The organism is Pseudomonas sp. Irchel s3a10 (genome assembly GCF_900187525.1).
Lineage (GTDB): Bacteria > Pseudomonadota > Gammaproteobacteria > Pseudomonadales > Pseudomonadaceae > Aquipseudomonas > Aquipseudomonas koreensis_G.
Window position 1 is genome coordinate 575,392 of sequence record NZ_FYDR01000002.1, and the last position, 14,711, is coordinate 590,102.

General features: G+C 58.1%; 15 protein-coding genes, 5 tRNA genes, 1 pseudogene and 1 riboswitch. Of the genes and pseudogenes, 15 read left to right on the forward strand and 6 right to left on the reverse strand.

Annotated elements, in window-relative coordinates; all coding sequences use genetic code 11:
• The first annotated feature begins 21 nt into the window (after positions 1-21).
• Both CKW11_RS08095 and astE read left to right on the forward strand, forming a co-directional pair.
• Entirely contained in the window at positions 22-312 is a 291-nt protein-coding gene (locus CKW11_RS08095) for a topoisomerase II (RefSeq protein WP_095137121.1), read from the forward strand.
• A 12-nt stretch (positions 313-324) separates the two neighbouring features.
• A complete protein-coding gene (astE, locus tag CKW11_RS08100) occupies positions 325-1,335 on the forward strand; it encodes a succinylglutamate desuccinylase (protein ID WP_095137122.1) in 1,011 nt (336 codons plus the stop codon).
• A gap of 151 nt (positions 1,336-1,486) precedes the next feature.
• Here astE and CKW11_RS08105 read toward each other — a convergent pair whose 3' ends face one another.
• Complete coding sequence (locus CKW11_RS08105; protein WP_047599675.1) at positions 1,487-1,996, reverse strand: 6,7-dimethyl-8-ribityllumazine synthase; 510 nt, start codon at positions 1,994-1,996, stop codon at positions 1,487-1,489.
• Positions 1,997-2,097: 101 nt separating this feature from the next.
• Positions 2,098-2,269, reverse strand: a riboswitch (FMN riboswitch).
• Between the two features lie 290 nt (positions 2,270-2,559).
• Between CKW11_RS08105 and ltaE the strand changes: the two genes are divergently transcribed.
• From ltaE to CKW11_RS08145, 8 genes are all read left to right on the forward strand, one after another.
• Positions 2,560-3,564, forward strand: a complete 1,005-nt coding sequence (gene ltaE, locus CKW11_RS08110) for a low-specificity L-threonine aldolase (RefSeq protein ID WP_095137123.1) — start codon at positions 2,560-2,562, stop codon at positions 3,562-3,564.
• 146 nt (positions 3,565-3,710) lie between these two features.
• Positions 3,711-6,329, forward strand: coding sequence for an alanine--tRNA ligase (gene alaS, locus CKW11_RS08115; RefSeq protein ID WP_027612645.1), 2,619 nt, complete (start codon positions 3,711-3,713; stop codon positions 6,327-6,329).
• A 90-nt stretch (positions 6,330-6,419) separates the two neighbouring features.
• Complete coding sequence (locus CKW11_RS08120; protein WP_095137124.1) at positions 6,420-7,661, forward strand: aspartate kinase; 1,242 nt, start codon at positions 6,420-6,422, stop codon at positions 7,659-7,661.
• A gap of 187 nt (positions 7,662-7,848) precedes the next feature.
• On the forward strand, positions 7,849-8,037 hold the full coding sequence (csrA, locus tag CKW11_RS08125; RefSeq protein ID WP_002554426.1) for a carbon storage regulator CsrA: 189 nt from the start codon (positions 7,849-7,851) through the stop codon (positions 8,035-8,037).
• 62 nt (positions 8,038-8,099) lie between these two features.
• Positions 8,100-8,190 (forward strand) — tRNA-Ser (locus CKW11_RS08130).
• Positions 8,191-8,297: 107 nt separating this feature from the next.
• Positions 8,298-8,374 (forward strand) — tRNA-Arg (locus tag CKW11_RS08135).
• Positions 8,375-8,445: 71 nt separating this feature from the next.
• Positions 8,446-8,522, forward strand: a tRNA-Arg gene (locus CKW11_RS08140).
• 72 nt (positions 8,523-8,594) lie between these two features.
• A tRNA-Arg gene (locus CKW11_RS08145) sits at positions 8,595-8,671 on the forward strand.
• A gap of 18 nt (positions 8,672-8,689) precedes the next feature.
• Here the strand turns inward: CKW11_RS08145 and CKW11_RS08150 are convergent.
• A complete protein-coding gene (locus CKW11_RS08150; RefSeq protein ID WP_095137125.1) occupies positions 8,690-9,208 on the reverse strand; it encodes a cell envelope protein SmpA in 519 nt (172 codons plus the stop codon).
• 321 nt (positions 9,209-9,529) lie between these two features.
• Between CKW11_RS08150 and mgtE the strand changes: the two genes are divergently transcribed.
• The gene (mgtE, locus tag CKW11_RS08155) at positions 9,530-10,972 is read left to right on the forward strand and encodes a magnesium transporter (RefSeq protein ID WP_047599679.1); all 1,443 of its coding nucleotides are present in this window, start codon (positions 9,530-9,532) and stop codon (positions 10,970-10,972) included.
• A 128-nt stretch (positions 10,973-11,100) separates the two neighbouring features.
• On the opposite strand, the gene CKW11_RS08160 is transcribed toward mgtE, so the two are convergent.
• Complete coding sequence (locus tag CKW11_RS08160; protein WP_003178899.1) at positions 11,101-11,427, reverse strand: Arc family DNA-binding protein; 327 nt, start codon at positions 11,425-11,427, stop codon at positions 11,101-11,103.
• Positions 11,428-11,815: 388 nt separating this feature from the next.
• Between CKW11_RS08160 and phnN the strand changes: the two genes are divergently transcribed.
• Positions 11,816-12,385, forward strand: a complete 570-nt coding sequence (gene phnN / locus CKW11_RS08165; protein ID WP_095137126.1) for a phosphonate metabolism protein/1,5-bisphosphokinase (PRPP-forming) PhnN — start codon at positions 11,816-11,818, stop codon at positions 12,383-12,385.
• Here the strand turns inward: phnN and CKW11_RS08170 are convergent.
• Both CKW11_RS08170 and CKW11_RS08175 read right to left on the reverse strand, forming a co-directional pair.
• Positions 12,360-12,539, reverse strand: coding sequence for a PA3371 family protein (locus CKW11_RS08170; protein WP_095137127.1), 180 nt, complete (start codon positions 12,537-12,539; stop codon positions 12,360-12,362). The two genes, phnN and CKW11_RS08170, sit on opposite strands and share 26 nt — an antisense overlap.
• Positions 12,540-12,559: 20 nt before the next feature.
• Positions 12,560-12,790 (reverse strand): hypothetical protein, encoded by a 231-nt coding sequence (locus CKW11_RS08175; RefSeq protein WP_095137128.1) that lies wholly within the window; start codon positions 12,788-12,790, stop codon positions 12,560-12,562.
• A gap of 294 nt (positions 12,791-13,084) precedes the next feature.
• On the opposite strand from CKW11_RS08175, the gene CKW11_RS08185 reads away from it, so the two are divergent.
• From CKW11_RS08185 to CKW11_RS08195, 3 genes are all read left to right on the forward strand, one after another.
• A tRNA-Arg gene (locus tag CKW11_RS08185) sits at positions 13,085-13,161 on the forward strand.
• 225 nt (positions 13,162-13,386) lie between these two features.
• Positions 13,387-13,665 (forward strand): type II toxin-antitoxin system RelE/ParE family toxin, encoded by a 279-nt coding sequence (locus CKW11_RS08190; protein WP_095137130.1) that lies wholly within the window; start codon positions 13,387-13,389, stop codon positions 13,663-13,665.
• Between the two features lie 16 nt (positions 13,666-13,681).
• Entirely contained in the window at positions 13,682-13,966 is a 285-nt protein-coding gene (locus CKW11_RS08195) for a HigA family addiction module antitoxin (RefSeq protein WP_095137390.1), read from the forward strand.
• 48 nt (positions 13,967-14,014) lie between these two features.
• Here the strand turns inward: CKW11_RS08195 and CKW11_RS08200 are convergent.
• Positions 14,015-14,632, reverse strand: a pseudogene (locus CKW11_RS08200) (recombinase family protein).
• Positions 14,633-14,711: the final 79 nt, after the last annotated feature.

A 14,711-nucleotide genomic window follows, 5' to 3' on the forward strand; every position in this document is an offset into this window, starting at 1 on the left:
CTCCCCCAAGAGAGTAAAAATATGAGCGATTCCCTGCAGCTGATCCTTGAAGACACCGACGGCACGCAACTGCAAACCTCGTGCACCCGCGTCGCGGTCATGTGGCAAGGCAAAGAGCTGTGGATCCAGCAGGACGGCCGTGGCCAACTGCTGATCGGCGTGGACGTTGAAGAAGGTGACGCCGAGTACGCCAACCTGCTGCTGCGCCCATTGGCGACTAATCTGGTAAGTCTGCAACTGGAAATGGAACCGGCTGAAGTCGGCGACGACGAAGACCACGTGCACGGCCCGGATTGCAACCACGATCACTAAGGAAACCGCTCTATGCTCGCCCTCGGCAAACTGCTTGAACTGACCCTCGCCGGCCGCGAACCGGCGGAGAAGACTCAACTGACTGTCGAAGGCGTGCGCATGCGCTGGTTGAGCGAGGGTGCGCTGGAAGTCCGGCCGCCCGAAGCGCGCGACAATGGCCTGGACCTGCTGCTGTCGGCAGGTATCCACGGCAATGAAACAGCGCCGATCGAGTTGCTTGATCGGCTGCTGCATGACATCGCTCGCGGCGATCTGAAACCGCGTGCACGCATTCTGTTCCTGTTCGGCAACCCGGAAGCGATTCGCAAAGGCGAGCGTTTCGTCGAGCAGGACGTCAACCGGCTGTTCAACGGCCGTCATGAACAAACCAGCGGTTCCGAAGCCATTCGCGCCTGTGAGCTGGAACGGCTGGCGGCGAGCTTCTTCAGCCTGCCGGATCGTCAGCGTCTGCACTACGATCTGCACACCGCGATTCGTGGTTCGAAGATCGAGCAGTTCGCCCTGTATCCGTGGAAAGAAGGGCGCCAGCACTCGCGCCGCGAACTGGCGCGTCTGCGTGCCGCCGGGATGGAAGCGGTGCTGCTGCAGAACAAGCCGTCGATCGTTTTCAGCTCGTACACCTACGACAAACTCGATGCCGAGGCTTTCACCCTGGAGCTGGGCAAGGCGCGGCCGTTCGGGCAGAACGACGGCGTCAATGTCTCGCTATTGGAAACTCGTCTGAAGCAGATCATCGAAGGCACTGAGCCGGATCTGGCTGCAGAAGGACTGGATGGTTTGCAGCTGTTCAGCGTGGCGCGGGAAATCATCAAGCACAGCGATGCGTTCCGCCTGAACCTGCCGGCGGACATCGAGAACTTTTCTGAATTGGATGTGGGCTATGTGCTGGCCGAAGATCTGGCCAATACCCGCTGGGTCATCGAGGAAGAGGGCGCGCGGATCATCTTCCCAAATCCCAAGGTCAAGAACGGCTTGCGCGCGGGTATCCTGATCGTGCCGACCACCGACGAACACTTATCCTGAGAACACCTCAGACCCCATGTGGGAGCGGGCTTGCTCGCGAAAGCGGTGTGTCAGTACACAGACTCGTCACTGACACACCGCTTTCGCGAGCAAGCCCGCTCCCACATTTAGATTTGAGTGAGTTTTGGGGCCGCGCTCGACCCAGACAGGCTCAGACCGCTACCGCACGCGGCTCACTGCGACGCAGCGCACGAACCTTCTGCAGCGTATCCGCGCAAGTCCGCGCCGCTTCCTGACCCTTGTGTACAAAGTGCTCGAAGAAGAATTTCTGATGCTCTTCACCGGCATGGAAGTGGTGCGGGGTCAGGGACACCGAGAACACCGGTACTTCGGTTTCCAGTTGCACCTGCATCAGGCCGCTGACCACTGACTGGGCGACGAACTCGTGACGATAGATGCCGCCGTCCACCACCAGAGCGGCCGCGACGATGCCGGCATAACGCCCGGTCTTGGCCAGTAGCTTGGCGTGCAGAGGCATTTCAAAGGCGCCGCCGACTTCGAAGAAATCGATGTCCGATTCCTGATAACCCTGAGCGAGCATTTCGGCGACGAAGCCCTTACGGCTCTGGTCGACGATTTCCTTGTGCCAGCAGGCCTGGATGAACGCGACGCGCTCGCCGTGAGGGTGTTTGGTTTTGCTGTCGATAGCGGTGGGTTGCATGTTCTGACTCCTGTTTGTGTGAAAAACAGGGCGTTATGAATCGAAAGGGATTCAAGGGTACGCACGAGCACACAAGCGCGCGGGCGGCCCTTTGGCGTCAATCCCGTTCTCTCTTCATCCGGACTATGACCGTCGGCCCCGGAATCACACCGGGTCTGCTGACCTTGCCGCCGATCACAGCCTTTGCCGTGTTCGTCGCCAAGCGCTCGCGGGCTATGCGCATTGCGCGCAATTACCGCCGGTGGGGAATTGCACCCCGCCCTGAGAACGTTTTCGCCGCCCTTTCTCGGGCGGCGCAGCGTTTTTATCACATATTTTCCGGCCCTGCACAGAACCTGTGGGAGCGAGCTTGCTCCGGGCGGCGTTCCGACGAAGGCGGTGTGTCAGCCAATTAGTTTGCCGGCTGACACACCGCCTTCGCGAGCAAGCCCGCTCCCACATTGGGTTGCGTCCTTTCAAGGAGTAATGTGCTTTTTCTCATTCAAGGGTTGATTAATCGGCGCCATGACCGCAGTAATTCACCTTCGAAAAGGGATTTCCCCTGCTGACCAGAGGCCAGGTTCATGAGCGTTATCGATCTTCGCAGCGACACCGTCACCCAACCGACTCCTGCCATGCTCGACGCGATGACTGCGGCGGCTACCGGTGACGATGTGTACGGCGAAGATCCGACGGTCAGTCGTCTGGAAGCCGAATTGGCGAAAAGGCTGGGTTTCGCCGCTGCGCTGTTCGTGCCGACCGGCACCATGAGCAACTTGCTCGGGCTGATGGCGCATTGCGAGCGTGGCGACGAATACATCGTCGGCCAGCAGGCGCACACCTATAAGTACGAAGGGGGTGGCGCGGCGGTGCTCGGTTCGATCCAGCCACAGCCGCTGGAGGTGCAGGCCGATGGTTCGCTGGATCTGGATCAGGTCGCGGCAGCAATCAAGCCGGATGACTTCCATTTCGCTCGAACTCGTTTGCTGGCGCTGGAAAACACCATGCAGGGCAAAGTGCTTCCGCTGGAGTATCTGGCCCGCGCCCGCCGCTTCACTCAGGATAAAGGCTTGCAACTGCATCTGGACGGCGCGCGGCTGTATAACGCGGCGGTCAAGCTTGGGGTGGATGCCCGCGAGATCACGCAACATTTCGATTCGGTATCGGTGTGTCTGTCCAAAGGCCTCGGGGCGCCGGTCGGTTCGGTGCTATGCGGCTCTGAGCAACTGATCGGCAAGGCCCGCCGCCTGCGCAAAATGGTCGGCGGCGGCATGCGTCAGGCCGGATTGCTGGCAGCGGCGGGGCTGTATGCACTGGATCACAACATCGAACGTCTGGCGGATGACCATGCCAACGCCCGGTTTTTGGCCGAAGGCTTGCGCGAGGCCGGGTTCAGCGTCGAGCCTGTGCAGACCAACATGGTCTACGTGCAAATGGGCGACCAGGCCGAAGCGCTCAAGGCGTTTGCCGCCGAACGCGGGATCAAGCTGAGCGCCGCGGCGCGCTTGCGCATGGTCACGCACATGGACGTCAGTCGCTCGCAAATCGAGCAAGTGATCGCGACATTCGTCGAGTTTTCGCGCAAGTGACAGGGTTAGCCGTCCAATTGACCGTTACTATCGTATAAACACGCTGTACCCCGCGCGAAGGGCCGATATAATGCGGCCCTTTGCCGTCGTTTCGTCTGTTGACGTTTCGTACAGGCCTTTGGCCGCAGCCTCCGTGGAAGAACCTAATGAAAAGCGCAGAAATCCGTGAAGCCTTCCTTCGCTTCTTCGAAGAGCAAGGCCACACCCGTGTAGCCTCCAGCTCTTTGATTCCGGGCAACGACCCAACCCTGCTGTTCACCAACGCGGGGATGAACCAGTTCAAGGACTGCTTCCTGGGCCAGGAAAAGCGCGCGTACACCCGCGCAACCAGCAGCCAGAAGTGCGTGCGTGCCGGTGGCAAGAACAGCGACCTGGAAAACGTCGGTTATACCGCTCGTCACCACACCTTCTTCGAAATGCTCGGTAACTTCAGCTTCGGTGACTATTTCAAGCACGACGCGATTACCTTCGCCTGGACCTTCCTGACCGGCGTTCTGAAACTGCCGAAGGAAAAACTCTGGGTCACCGTCTACGCCTCCGATGACGAAGCGTATGACATCTGGACCAAAGAGATCGGTGTGCCGGTCGAGCGCATGATCCGCATCGGCGACAACAAAGGTGCGCCGTACGCCTCCGACAACTTCTGGACCATGGGCGATACCGGCCCGTGCGGCCCATGCACCGAGATTTTCTACGATCACGGCGACCACATCTGGGGTGGCCCACCGGGTTCGCCGGAAGAAGACGGCGACCGTTACATCGAGATCTGGAACAACGTGTTCATGCAGTTCAACCGCACCGCCGATGGCGTGTTGCATCCGTTGCCAGCGCCGTCGGTCGACACCGGCATGGGCCTGGAGCGGATCAGTGCGGTGATGCAGCACGTCAATTCCAACTACGACATTGACCTGTTCAAGAACCTGCTGAAGGCCTCGGCCGAAGCGATCGGCTGCGAAAATGGCGATCAGTCCTCGCTGAAAGTGGTGTCCGATCACATCCGTTCGTGCGGTTTCCTGATCGCCGACGGCGTGCTGCCGTCCAATGAAGGCCGCGGTTATGTACTGCGCCGGATCATTCGTCGCGCCTGCCGTCACGGCAACAAGCTGGGCGCTACCGGCAGCTTCTTCTACAAGATCGTCGCTGCGCTGGTCGCCGAGATGGGCGAAGCCTTCCCGGAACTGAAGAAGCAGCAGAGCAACATCGAGCGCGTACTGAAGGCCGAAGAAGAGCAGTTCTCCAAGACCCTGGAGCACGGCCTGAAGATCCTCGAGCAGGATCTGCTGGAACTCAAAGGCACCGTAGTGCCGGGCGACGTGGTGTTCAAACTCTACGACACCTACGGTTTCCCGATGGACCTGACGGCTGACATCGCTCGCGAGCGCGGCCTGACTGTGGACGAAGTCGGCTTCGAGCGTGAAATGGAAGCCCAGCGTGTTCGTGCGCGTTCGGCCAGCTCGTTCGGTCTGGACTACAACACCCTGGTCAAGGTTGACGTGGCCACCGAGTTCACCGGTTACAAAGACACCAGCGGTTCGGCAAAAATCGTCGCTATCTATAAAGACGGTCAGTCGGTCGACGTCTTGAGTGAAGGCGAAGAGGCGGTGATCGTGCTCAATCAGACCCCGTTCTACGCTGAATCCGGCGGCCAGATCGGTGATTGCGGTTTCCTCCAGGCGGGCAACGCGCGTTTCGACGTCCGTGACACCACCAAGACCGGCGGCGCCTTCCTGCACCACGGTGTGCTGGATTCCGGCAGTCTGACCATCGGCGCGCCAGTGGAAACCCACGTCGATGCCGAAGTGCGTCACGCGACTTCGTTGAACCACTCGGCCACCCACTTGCTGCACGCTGCGCTGCGTCAGGTACTGGGCGAGCACGTTCAGCAGAAGGGTTCGTTGGTGGATAGCCAGCGTCTGCGCTTCGACTTCAGCCACTTTGAAGCGATCAAGCCTGAGCAGATCAAAGCGCTGGAAGACATCGTCAACGCCGAGATCCGCAAGAACTCCGCGGTTGAAACCGAAGAAACCGACATCGAAACCGCCAAGCAGAAAGGCGCGATGGCGCTGTTCGGCGAGAAGTACGGCGACAACGTGCGCGTGCTGAGCATGGGCGGCGATTTCTCCGTTGAGCTGTGTGGCGGTATCCATGCCAACCGTACCGGCGACATCGGCCTGCTGAAAATCATCAGCGAAGGCGGTGTGGCATCGGGCGTGCGTCGTATCGAGGCAGTCACCGGTGCCGCGGCACTGGCCTACTTGAACGCTGCTGAAGAACAACTCAAGGAAGCGGCCAACCTGGTCAAGGGCAGCCGCGACAATCTGATCGACAAGCTGTCGGCCGTGCTGGAGCGCAACCGCGCGCTGGAAAAGCAACTCGAGCAGTTGCAGGCCAAGGCCGCCAGCGCCGCGGGCGACGATCTGTCGAACTCGGCAGTCGACGTCAAAGGCGTGAAGGTTCTGGCTGCACGTCTGGATGGTCAGGACGGCAAGGCGCTGCTGGCGCTGGTCGATCAGCTGAAAAACAAACTCGGTCGCGCAGTGATCCTGCTCGGCAGTGTCCATGAGGAAAAGGTCGTACTGGTTGCAGGCGTAACCAAGGACCTGACTGGCCAACTCAAAGCCGGTGATTTGATGAAACAGGCTGCTGCGGCAGTGGGCGGGAAGGGCGGTGGTCGTCCGGACATGGCGCAGGGCGGCGGTGTCGACGCCGGCGCACTGGATGGCGCATTGGCGCTGACCGTTCCATTCGTCGAGCAGGGTTTATAAGACGGCCCGCCGGGCCCGCAGTCTAGTGGCGGGCCCGGCGGCTGTTCGAGTGATTATTGGGCGCCCTTCATGGGCAGAGGCGGCTTTGAAATGGCTTTGATCGTACAGAAATTTGGAGGCACCTCGGTCGGTACTGTCGAGAGAATCGAGCAGGTCGCCGACAAGGTTAAGAAATTCCGCGATGCCGGCGATGACCTGGTGGTTGTGCTGTCTGCAATGAGCGGCGAAACCAACCGTCTGATCGATCTGGCCAAGCAAATCAGTGGCGACGTGCAACCGGTTCCGCGTGAACTGGACGTGATTGTTTCCACCGGTGAGCAGGTGACGATTGCCCTGTTGGCCATGGCGCTGATCAAGCGTGGTGTGCCGGCGGTGTCGTACACCGGTAATCAGGTGCGGATCCTGACGGACAGTGCGCACAATAAAGCGCGTATCTTGCAGATTGATGACCAGAAGATTCGCGGTGATCTGAAAGCAGGTCGCGTGGTGGTTGTCGCCGGTTTCCAGGGCGTCGACGAGCACGGCAACATCACCACCCTCGGCCGTGGCGGTTCCGACACCACGGGCGTGGCACTGGCGGCTGCATTGAAGGCTGACGAGTGCCAGATCTACACCGACGTCGATGGTGTCTACACCACTGACCCGCGTGTGGTGCCGGTCGCTCAGCGTCTGGACAAGATCACCTTCGAAGAGATGCTGGAAATGGCCAGCCTCGGTTCCAAGGTGCTGCAGATCCGTGCGGTGGAATTCGCCGGCAAGTACAACGTTCCGCTGCGCGTACTGCACAGCTTCAAGGAGGGTCCGGGCACCCTCATTACTATTGATGAAGAGGAAACCATGGAACAGCCGATCATTTCCGGCATCGCTTTCAACCGCGATGAAGCCAAGCTGACCATCCGTGGCGTGCCAGACACCCCGGGCGTGGCGTTCAAGATTCTCGGCCCGATCAGTGCCGCGAACATCGAAGTCGACATGATCGTGCAGAACGTCGCGCACGATAACACCACCGATTTCACCTTCACCGTGCACCGCAACGACTACCCGGCCGCACAGACCGTGCTGGAAAACACCGCTCGCGAGATCGGTGCCCGGGAAGTGGTGGGTGACACCAAGATTGCCAAGGTCTCGATCGTCGGCGTCGGCATGCGTTCCCACGCAGGTGTGGCCAGCCGCATGTTCGAATCCCTAGCCAAGGAAAGCATCAACATCCAGATGATCTCGACGTCGGAAATCAAGGTTTCCGTGGTGATTGAAGAGAAGTACCTGGAACTGGCCGTGCGCGCCCTGCACACGGCTTTCGAACTGGACGCTCCGGCCCGTCAGGGCGAGTGATCCAGTCACCTGAAGGGCGCGGTCTGACCGCGCCCTTTATTTTTTGAATGGCGCGAGCCCTGAACTGTTCTTTTGCTCGCGCTGGTCAATACTCAGGCATGTAGGGCTACGATCGCTCCGGTTGTAGGTCGGGTGCCTTTTTTTTGCAGACTGTTGTCCCTGAAATGAAATGCGTGAGGAGAAAGGTATGCTGATTCTGACTCGTCGGTGCGCAGAAAGCCTGATTATCGGTGATGGCGAAATCACCGTGACCGTGCTCGGCGTCAAAGGAAATCAAGTGCGCATCGGCGTCAACGCCCCGAAAGAGGTTGCCGTGCACCGTGAGGAAATTTACCTGCGTATAAAGAAAGAGAAGGACGAAGAACCAAGCCATTAATTTTTATCGATTTTTATGTTTGCAAACGGGGAAGAAGGTGGTTAATATACGCCCCGTGTTGCGGAGAGCTGGCCGAGTGGCCGAAGGCGCTCCCCTGCTAAGGGAGTACACCTCAAAAGGGTGTCGGGGGTTCGAATCCCCCGTTCTCCGCCATTATTTGCTTAGTGCGTTGTAATCTGGCTTTTTCTGTAAGTTCTTGAATTTATTAGAAAAAGTGGTTGGAATAGAGATTAGACGGGCTATAATGCGGCGCAACAAATGCACTCGTAGCTCAGCTGGATAGAGTACTCGGCTACGAACCGAGCGGTCACAGGTTCGAATCCTGTCGAGTGCACCATTTAAGAGTTGTTTATAGCGATATAAAGAACTCGGCTTCAGCCAGTTGTGGTCTGGTTTAAAAACACACATGCACTCGTAGCTCAGCTGGATAGAGTACTCGGCTACGAACCGAGCGGTCACAGGTTCGAATCCTGTCGAGTGCACCATTTAAGAGTCGTTTGTAGCAATACAGGCAACTCGGCTTCAACCAGTTGTGATCTGGTCTAAAAACACAAAATGCACTCGTAGCTCAGCTGGATAGAGTACTCGGCTACGAACCGAGCGGTCACAGGTTCGAATCCTGTCGAGTGCACCATATTCAAGAAGCCCGCGTTTAACGCGGGCTTTTTGTTGTCTGCGATTTGGCTTTTCCTTTCACGCATCCCCTCTCATCAAAATCGACTTGAGCACTGCGGCCTCGTTTCAGCTCATAGCGATAGCTCGTCGTCGACGTTCGAATGTTCACTTTGTCCGGTTTGCCGAGCGCGCTTTCGACGTCCTGTTGGCTCATGCCGGCAATCACTCGTTGATTGATGATCGCTGCGCGGCGCTGCCTGGCATCGATCAGGTTTCCACATTTATCCTCCAGGCGGCCAACGATGCCCGGTTCACGTCCCCTGATTGTCATACCGGATATTTCCTCGTGGTTGTGTTCCGGCATGATCGGTACGACGGATCCGGGCGAGTAGGGGTGAACGTGCTGTACCGAGCGCTGCTCGTCGTTCGCGCAACTCAGACTGGTGAAGGTGATGCCGCCGTCGGCTGCCTCGCAGCGGTGAAGGCTGGTGGTGGCCCCGGCGGGCGGCAGGCAGAGCAGGGTGATGAGTAAAAAACTGGATGTTGCAGAGCGCATTCGACGTCCTCCTTGACGGTCTACGCTCAAGGGTAGCCGCTACATTTTTGAGCGCCGGTGTGTTTTCTTTTCAGAATGAGTCGTCGCATTTGCATGGATCAGGACAGCGCTCAGGTTTGTTTCGCAAGCGCTTGTTTCGGCCGAGATTTTTTAACGTTTAAAACCGTCAGGCGGTGTATCATTGCGCCCGTCAGCCCCGCCGGGGCTTATGGAAAACCTCCATGGACTTACCCAGTAGTTATTCAGTAGCCCGTTTCACCAATCATGAATTGACTGATTGATCCTTCCGGCGTGCCCCGCTGCTGGGAGTGGAGTTCGCCTATGTCCGAAATCGAAGTAAAGAAAACACAGGAAAGCCTGCAGGATCGCCTGGCTCAGGTCGTTGAGCTGCTGCAGCGCCAGAAGGTCGTCGAAGACCTGACTCATCGCCAGGAAGGCGCGCATCACGACCGGGTCGAGAACTTGGTTCACCGGCAGAATCTCGTCGAGCTGCAACGCAAACTCGATGATCTGCACTCCGCCGACGTTGCCTACATCCTTGAAGCCTTGCCGCTGGACGACCGTCTGACGCTCTGGCAACTGGTCAAGGCTGATCGCGACGGCGACATTCTTCTCGAAGTATCCGATTCCGTTCGGGAAACGCTGATCGCCGACATGGACGATCACGAGCTCCTGGCTGCGGCCAAGGACATGGATGCCGACGAACTCGCTGACCTGGCCTCCGAGCTGCCGCGAGACGTCGTCCATGAGCTGATGGAGACGCTTGACCAGCAGCAACGCGAGCGCGTGCGTTCGGCCTTGTCCTATGACGAGGAGCAGGTCGGTGCGCTGATGGACTTCGAGATGGTGACCATCCGTGAGGATGTCAGCCTCGAAGTGGTTCTGCGTTACCTGCGTCGTCTCAAAGAGCTGCCGGGCCACACCGACAAACTGTTCGTGGTCGATTACGACGGCGTACTCAAGGGCGTGCTGCCAATCAAGCGTCTGTTGGTGAACGACCCGGAGAAACAGGTTTCTGAGGTCATGGCCAGCGATCCGGTGAGTTTTCACCCGGACGAAGACGCCTATGACGCGGCTCAGGCGTTCGAGCGTTACGACTTGATCTCGGCCCCGGTGGTCGACAAGAACGGCAAGCTGATCGGCCGTTTGACCATCGATGAAATGGTCGACCTGATTCGTGAGGAGAGCGAAAGCGAAGTCCTCAACATGGCCGGTCTGCGCGAAGAGGAAGACATCTTCGCCTCCGTCTGGAAATCCCTGCGCAACCGTTGGGCATGGCTGGCGATCAACCTGATCACGGCATTTGTCGCGTCGCGGGTGATCGGTCTGTTCGAAGGCTCGATCGAGAAACTGGTGGCGCTGGCGGCGCTGATGCCGATTGTGGCGGGTATCGGCGGCAATTCCGGTAACCAGACGATCACCATGATCGTGCGTGCCATGGCGCTCGACCAGGTCAGCACCGGCAACACCTCGCGCCTGATGCGCAAGGAGCTGGCGGTGGGGTTGATCAACGGTCTGGTCTGGGGTGGGGTGATCGGTGTGGTCGCCTACCTGCTTTACGGCAGTTGGTCGCTGGGGGTGGTGATGACCGCGGCGATGACCCTCAATCTGCTGCTCGCGGCGCTGATGGGGGTGTTGATCCCGATGACGCTGGCCAAGATGGGCCGCGACCCGGCGATGGGCGCCAGCGTGATGATCACGGCCATGACCGACAGCGGCGGCTTCTTCATCTTCCTGGGGCTGGCGACGATCTTCCTGCTCTGATTCGCTGCCATGCAAAAGCCCGCCGAAATGGCGGGCTTTTTTGTGCCTGTGTTTTTATTTGTGGGGAGGGTCAGATTTGAGGCAAAAAAAAGCCAGCACTTAAGCTGGCTTTAGATATTCGGTGTAACTCAGGACGCGTCTGCGGCCATCTCGGCATCGTGAGCGATCAGCGACACCAGAGCGTTCTGTTGTCGATGAGACAGCTGGCGGAAGCGTTGCAGCAGCTCACGCTCGTGCAATGAAAGCTCCGGGCTGTCCAGGCGCATGCTCAACTCTTCGCCCAGTGCACCTTCCTGAATAAGACTCTGCTCAAGGCGCGCAATGATCTCGGAGTTCATGCTGCGATGATGATTGCGAGCCACCTCGGCAATGCGTTCACGCATTCCGTCTGGCAGACGTACGACGAACTTGTCAGCCGTACGGCTGGAATAAATTGCCTGTTTCAATGGGCGCATATATTTAACCGGTTAGTTCAGGGGAGCGGTTCTCGGGATTGGCCGCAGGATGTGTGGTAGGACAAGCATCCGCGCCAAATGGTTCAACCTGAATTGTTAAGAGGCCCGCATCATGCCTCAAAATTGCCAGATCATTGGCGTCAATTCTGTGACAAATATTGAGCTGGGTAAAGGCGTAATGCCAGCACCAATTATCAGAAATGCGGACTGGTTGGAAAACTTTGCCTCGACCCGCATCACTGGCCGCGTCCTGATGCACATCCATTGATGTCCGAAGACCTCAGAACGTGCATGCTATGCGGCTTTCGATCCTTGTTCCTTATGTGTACAGGATAGTGGCAATTTGCCGATTTACTAGGGCAAACACCCGTTGGAGGGCGTTTTCAGGATGGATGGCAGGCTTATTTATCTGATGGGACCCTCTGGCTCAGGCAAGGACAGCCTGATCGAGGCTGCGCGTGAGCCACTGCGGGCGATGAACTGCGAAATCATCCGCCGAGTGATCACCCGCTCGGCGGAATCGGTCGGTGAGGATGCCATCGGCGTTTCGCCTGAAGAGTTCGAGCGACGCCAGCAAGCCGGGGATTTCGCGCTGGCATGGCACGCCAATGGGCTGGCTTACGGCATCCCGTCAGAAATCGACGAGTGGTTAAGTGCGGGACGGCATGTGCTGGTGAACGGTTCGCGCGCCAACCTGCGTCAGGCGCTGGAGCGCTATCCGACGCTGCTGCCAGTGCTGCTGACGGTCAAGGACGAGGTCTTGCGTGAACGCCTGCTCAGGCGTGGTCGGGAGACGCCTGAGCAGATCGATGCAAGGCTGGCACGTAATACGTTGTTCAAGGACAGAAGGGCAACTGACTTGCCTGTGCATCTGATCGACAATTCCGGCGACCTGGCGGATGCCGTCAAGCAACTGCTGGACTTGATCCGGCTTAACGCAGCACCGGATCAAACTTGATCTTGCGCCCGGCCACCAGGGCCAGCACAAACAACACCGCAAACACGCCGCAGCCAATCAGGGGCAGGGTGACTGAGGTTTCCTCGAACAGTGAAAAATGCACAACGCCACTCAATAAGGCGAGGATCAGAAATCCTGCGGCTGATCTGGACATGCTGTACTCCTGAAGATATTTCAAAAAACCAGACGTTCGGTGTCGCGCGTCGGCAGTGCTTGCTCAGGCTCATTGACCGCCTGTGCCGCGAAGTCGCTCTGGTCACTCAGCACCGCCCACTGTGGTGCTTTCTGCACCTGCAAGTAATGCGGCATGCGCTGGGCCACCGGTTCAGCACCCTCGGGAACAAAATGAAAGCCCACCAAAATCGCCAGGGCGATTGCGTTTGCGAGCAGGAGAGTGCTGTTCATGGGGCGGACTCCGGTTGAGCTGTTATGAGAACAGACAAAGCAGCCGGCGTGCCAACAGTCTAACCGCTGTGAAGTCCTTTAAAAACAAGGATTTGGAATGGTTTTTTACCGGGCGCGGGTTGCAATCTGCAATGATGGCTTTTTGCGGTAGTGCAAATTGCACGGTAAATGTTCCCGCAGCATTGCAAGGCGCCTGCCTACACTTAAAAAGCCCACGGACGACATGACAAATCAGGGGCTGGCCGTTAACATGCACGCCGTCCGTCGCGCCGTGTCCGGCCGCGACAACTCAGTGTCTCAGTAGCTCAATTGGATAGAGCATCCCCCTCCTAAGGGGAAGGTTGGCAGTTCGAACCTGCCCTGGGACACCATATAACTCAATGCTTCTAGCTTTTTCCTCTCGTCTCTGATTTCACTCGTGACAGCAGCGTGGCAGCAAACGGCTAAAATGGGCGGCGCCGCAGTCGAAGTTATCATCATCGGAAGAAGTGAATCTTCACCGGTCTCGCACCTTCGACATTCCGAGTTGCATCCAATAGCAACAATCAATCGGACGTCGGCTTGCTGGGTGTACGGACCGACCCTACACTCGAATCATGATAACGACCTTCCAACACAAAGGCCTTCGGGACTTCTTCGAAACACAGACGACCCGAGGAATTCAGGCGGATCACGCTGCTCGCCTGACACGCATCCTTGGTGCCCTGGACGTTGCTATCAAGCCAAGTGATATGGACATTCCAGGCTATCGCTTGCACCAACTCAAGGGGAACCTGGCGGGTTTCTGGTCGGTCACAGTTTCAGGCAACTGGCGTGTGATCTTCCGATTCAATGGCTCTGACGTTGAGCTGTTGGATTATTGCGATTACCACTGACAGGAGGGTAATGACTATGCCTATGCACAATCCGCCCCACCCTGGGGAAATATTGCGGGAAGACGTTCTTCCAGCTTTGAAAATGAGCGTTGGCGACCTGGCCGAACACCTAGGGTATTCACGCACGCACTTTTCTACTGTTCTTCATGGACATACCGGGATCAGCGCCGAAATGGCCTTCCGCTTGGAAATGGCCGGTTTGAGCAACGGTCGCCAGTGGCTGGCTATGCAGTCTGCCTACGATCTTTGGCAGGCGAAGAGCCGCGAGCACCCGAATATCACTCGACTCGAAGTCGTGTGACCGGTACAAAATTAAAAGCCTCGCAATTGCGGGGCTTTTTTCATTCACTCAGGCCGTGGCCAAGTCCCTGATCCGGAGCACCGTTGTAGTCGAGCAGTTTGCGTGCCTTGCTGTTGCTCGGATGCCAAGGCCCGCAGCGAGCAACTCAGTCACCCGCTTGTGCAAATCAGCGTCCACCGGCCGGCCCTGGTATTTACCGGCCGCTTTCGCTTTCTCAATTCCCTAGGCTTGGCGCTCCCGTCGCTGCTCGTAATCCTTGCGCGCGATTGCCGCCATCATTTCCACCAGCATCGAGTTGATTGCGCCCAACATCCGGCCGGTGAACTCGTCGCCTTTGGTGCCCTGCATTCCTTGGTGACTGGTCGGCAGATCGAGCGCGACGATGCGCAAGCCTTTAGAGTTGATCGCAGCCTTGAGCTTCTGCCAATCCTCCATCGGAAGGCGTGAGAGGCGGTCTATCTACTCCACCAGCAGGACGTCACCCTTGCGCGCATCTTTGAGCAGGCGCAGCAGCTCAGGGCGGTCTGCCGAGGCGCCGCTAGCGTTCTCCAGGTACACGCTCGCAATCACCTTGTTGTGGTCAGTGGCGAATTGCTCGAGCGAAGCCCGGGCGCGACCGGCGTCCTGCTCTCCGGTCGATGCTCGAAGGTATGCGCGGATGAACATGATGTGCTGTCCGTATCAGTTAAGGTGTTCTACTAATACTGTTGCACTATGAGTGTCACTTATCAGGCTGAAAGCGCAA

Coding starts and splice junctions, on each gene's coding strand:
- astE (WP_095137122.1), top strand. CDS start 325: ATGCTCGCCCTCGGCAAACTGCTTGAACTGACCCTCGCCGGCCGCGAA.
- phnN (WP_095137126.1), top strand. CDS start 11,816: ATGGATGGCAGGCTTATTTATCTGATGGGACCCTCTGGCTCAGGCAAG.
- CKW11_RS08195 (WP_095137390.1), top strand. CDS start 13,682: ATGCCTATGCACAATCCGCCCCACCCTGGGGAAATATTGCGGGAAGAC.
- mgtE (WP_047599679.1), top strand. CDS start 9,530: ATGTCCGAAATCGAAGTAAAGAAAACACAGGAAAGCCTGCAGGATCGC.
- CKW11_RS08105 (WP_047599675.1), bottom strand. CDS start 1,996: ATGCAACCCACCGCTATCGACAGCAAAACCAAACACCCTCACGGCGAG.
- CKW11_RS08190 (WP_095137130.1), top strand. CDS start 13,387: ATGATAACGACCTTCCAACACAAAGGCCTTCGGGACTTCTTCGAAACA.
- CKW11_RS08160 (WP_003178899.1), bottom strand. CDS start 11,427: ATGCGCCCATTGAAACAGGCAATTTATTCCAGCCGTACGGCTGACAAG.
- CKW11_RS08150 (WP_095137125.1), bottom strand. CDS start 9,208: ATGCGCTCTGCAACATCCAGTTTTTTACTCATCACCCTGCTCTGCCTG.
- csrA (WP_002554426.1), top strand. CDS start 7,849: ATGCTGATTCTGACTCGTCGGTGCGCAGAAAGCCTGATTATCGGTGAT.
- CKW11_RS08120 (WP_095137124.1), top strand. CDS start 6,420: ATGGCTTTGATCGTACAGAAATTTGGAGGCACCTCGGTCGGTACTGTC.
- CKW11_RS08170 (WP_095137127.1), bottom strand. CDS start 12,539: ATGTCCAGATCAGCCGCAGGATTTCTGATCCTCGCCTTATTGAGTGGC.
- CKW11_RS08095 (WP_095137121.1), top strand. CDS start 22: ATGAGCGATTCCCTGCAGCTGATCCTTGAAGACACCGACGGCACGCAA.
- ltaE (WP_095137123.1), top strand. CDS start 2,560: ATGAGCGTTATCGATCTTCGCAGCGACACCGTCACCCAACCGACTCCT.
- alaS (WP_027612645.1), top strand. CDS start 3,711: ATGAAAAGCGCAGAAATCCGTGAAGCCTTCCTTCGCTTCTTCGAAGAG.
- CKW11_RS08175 (WP_095137128.1), bottom strand. CDS start 12,790: ATGAACAGCACTCTCCTGCTCGCAAACGCAATCGCCCTGGCGATTTTG.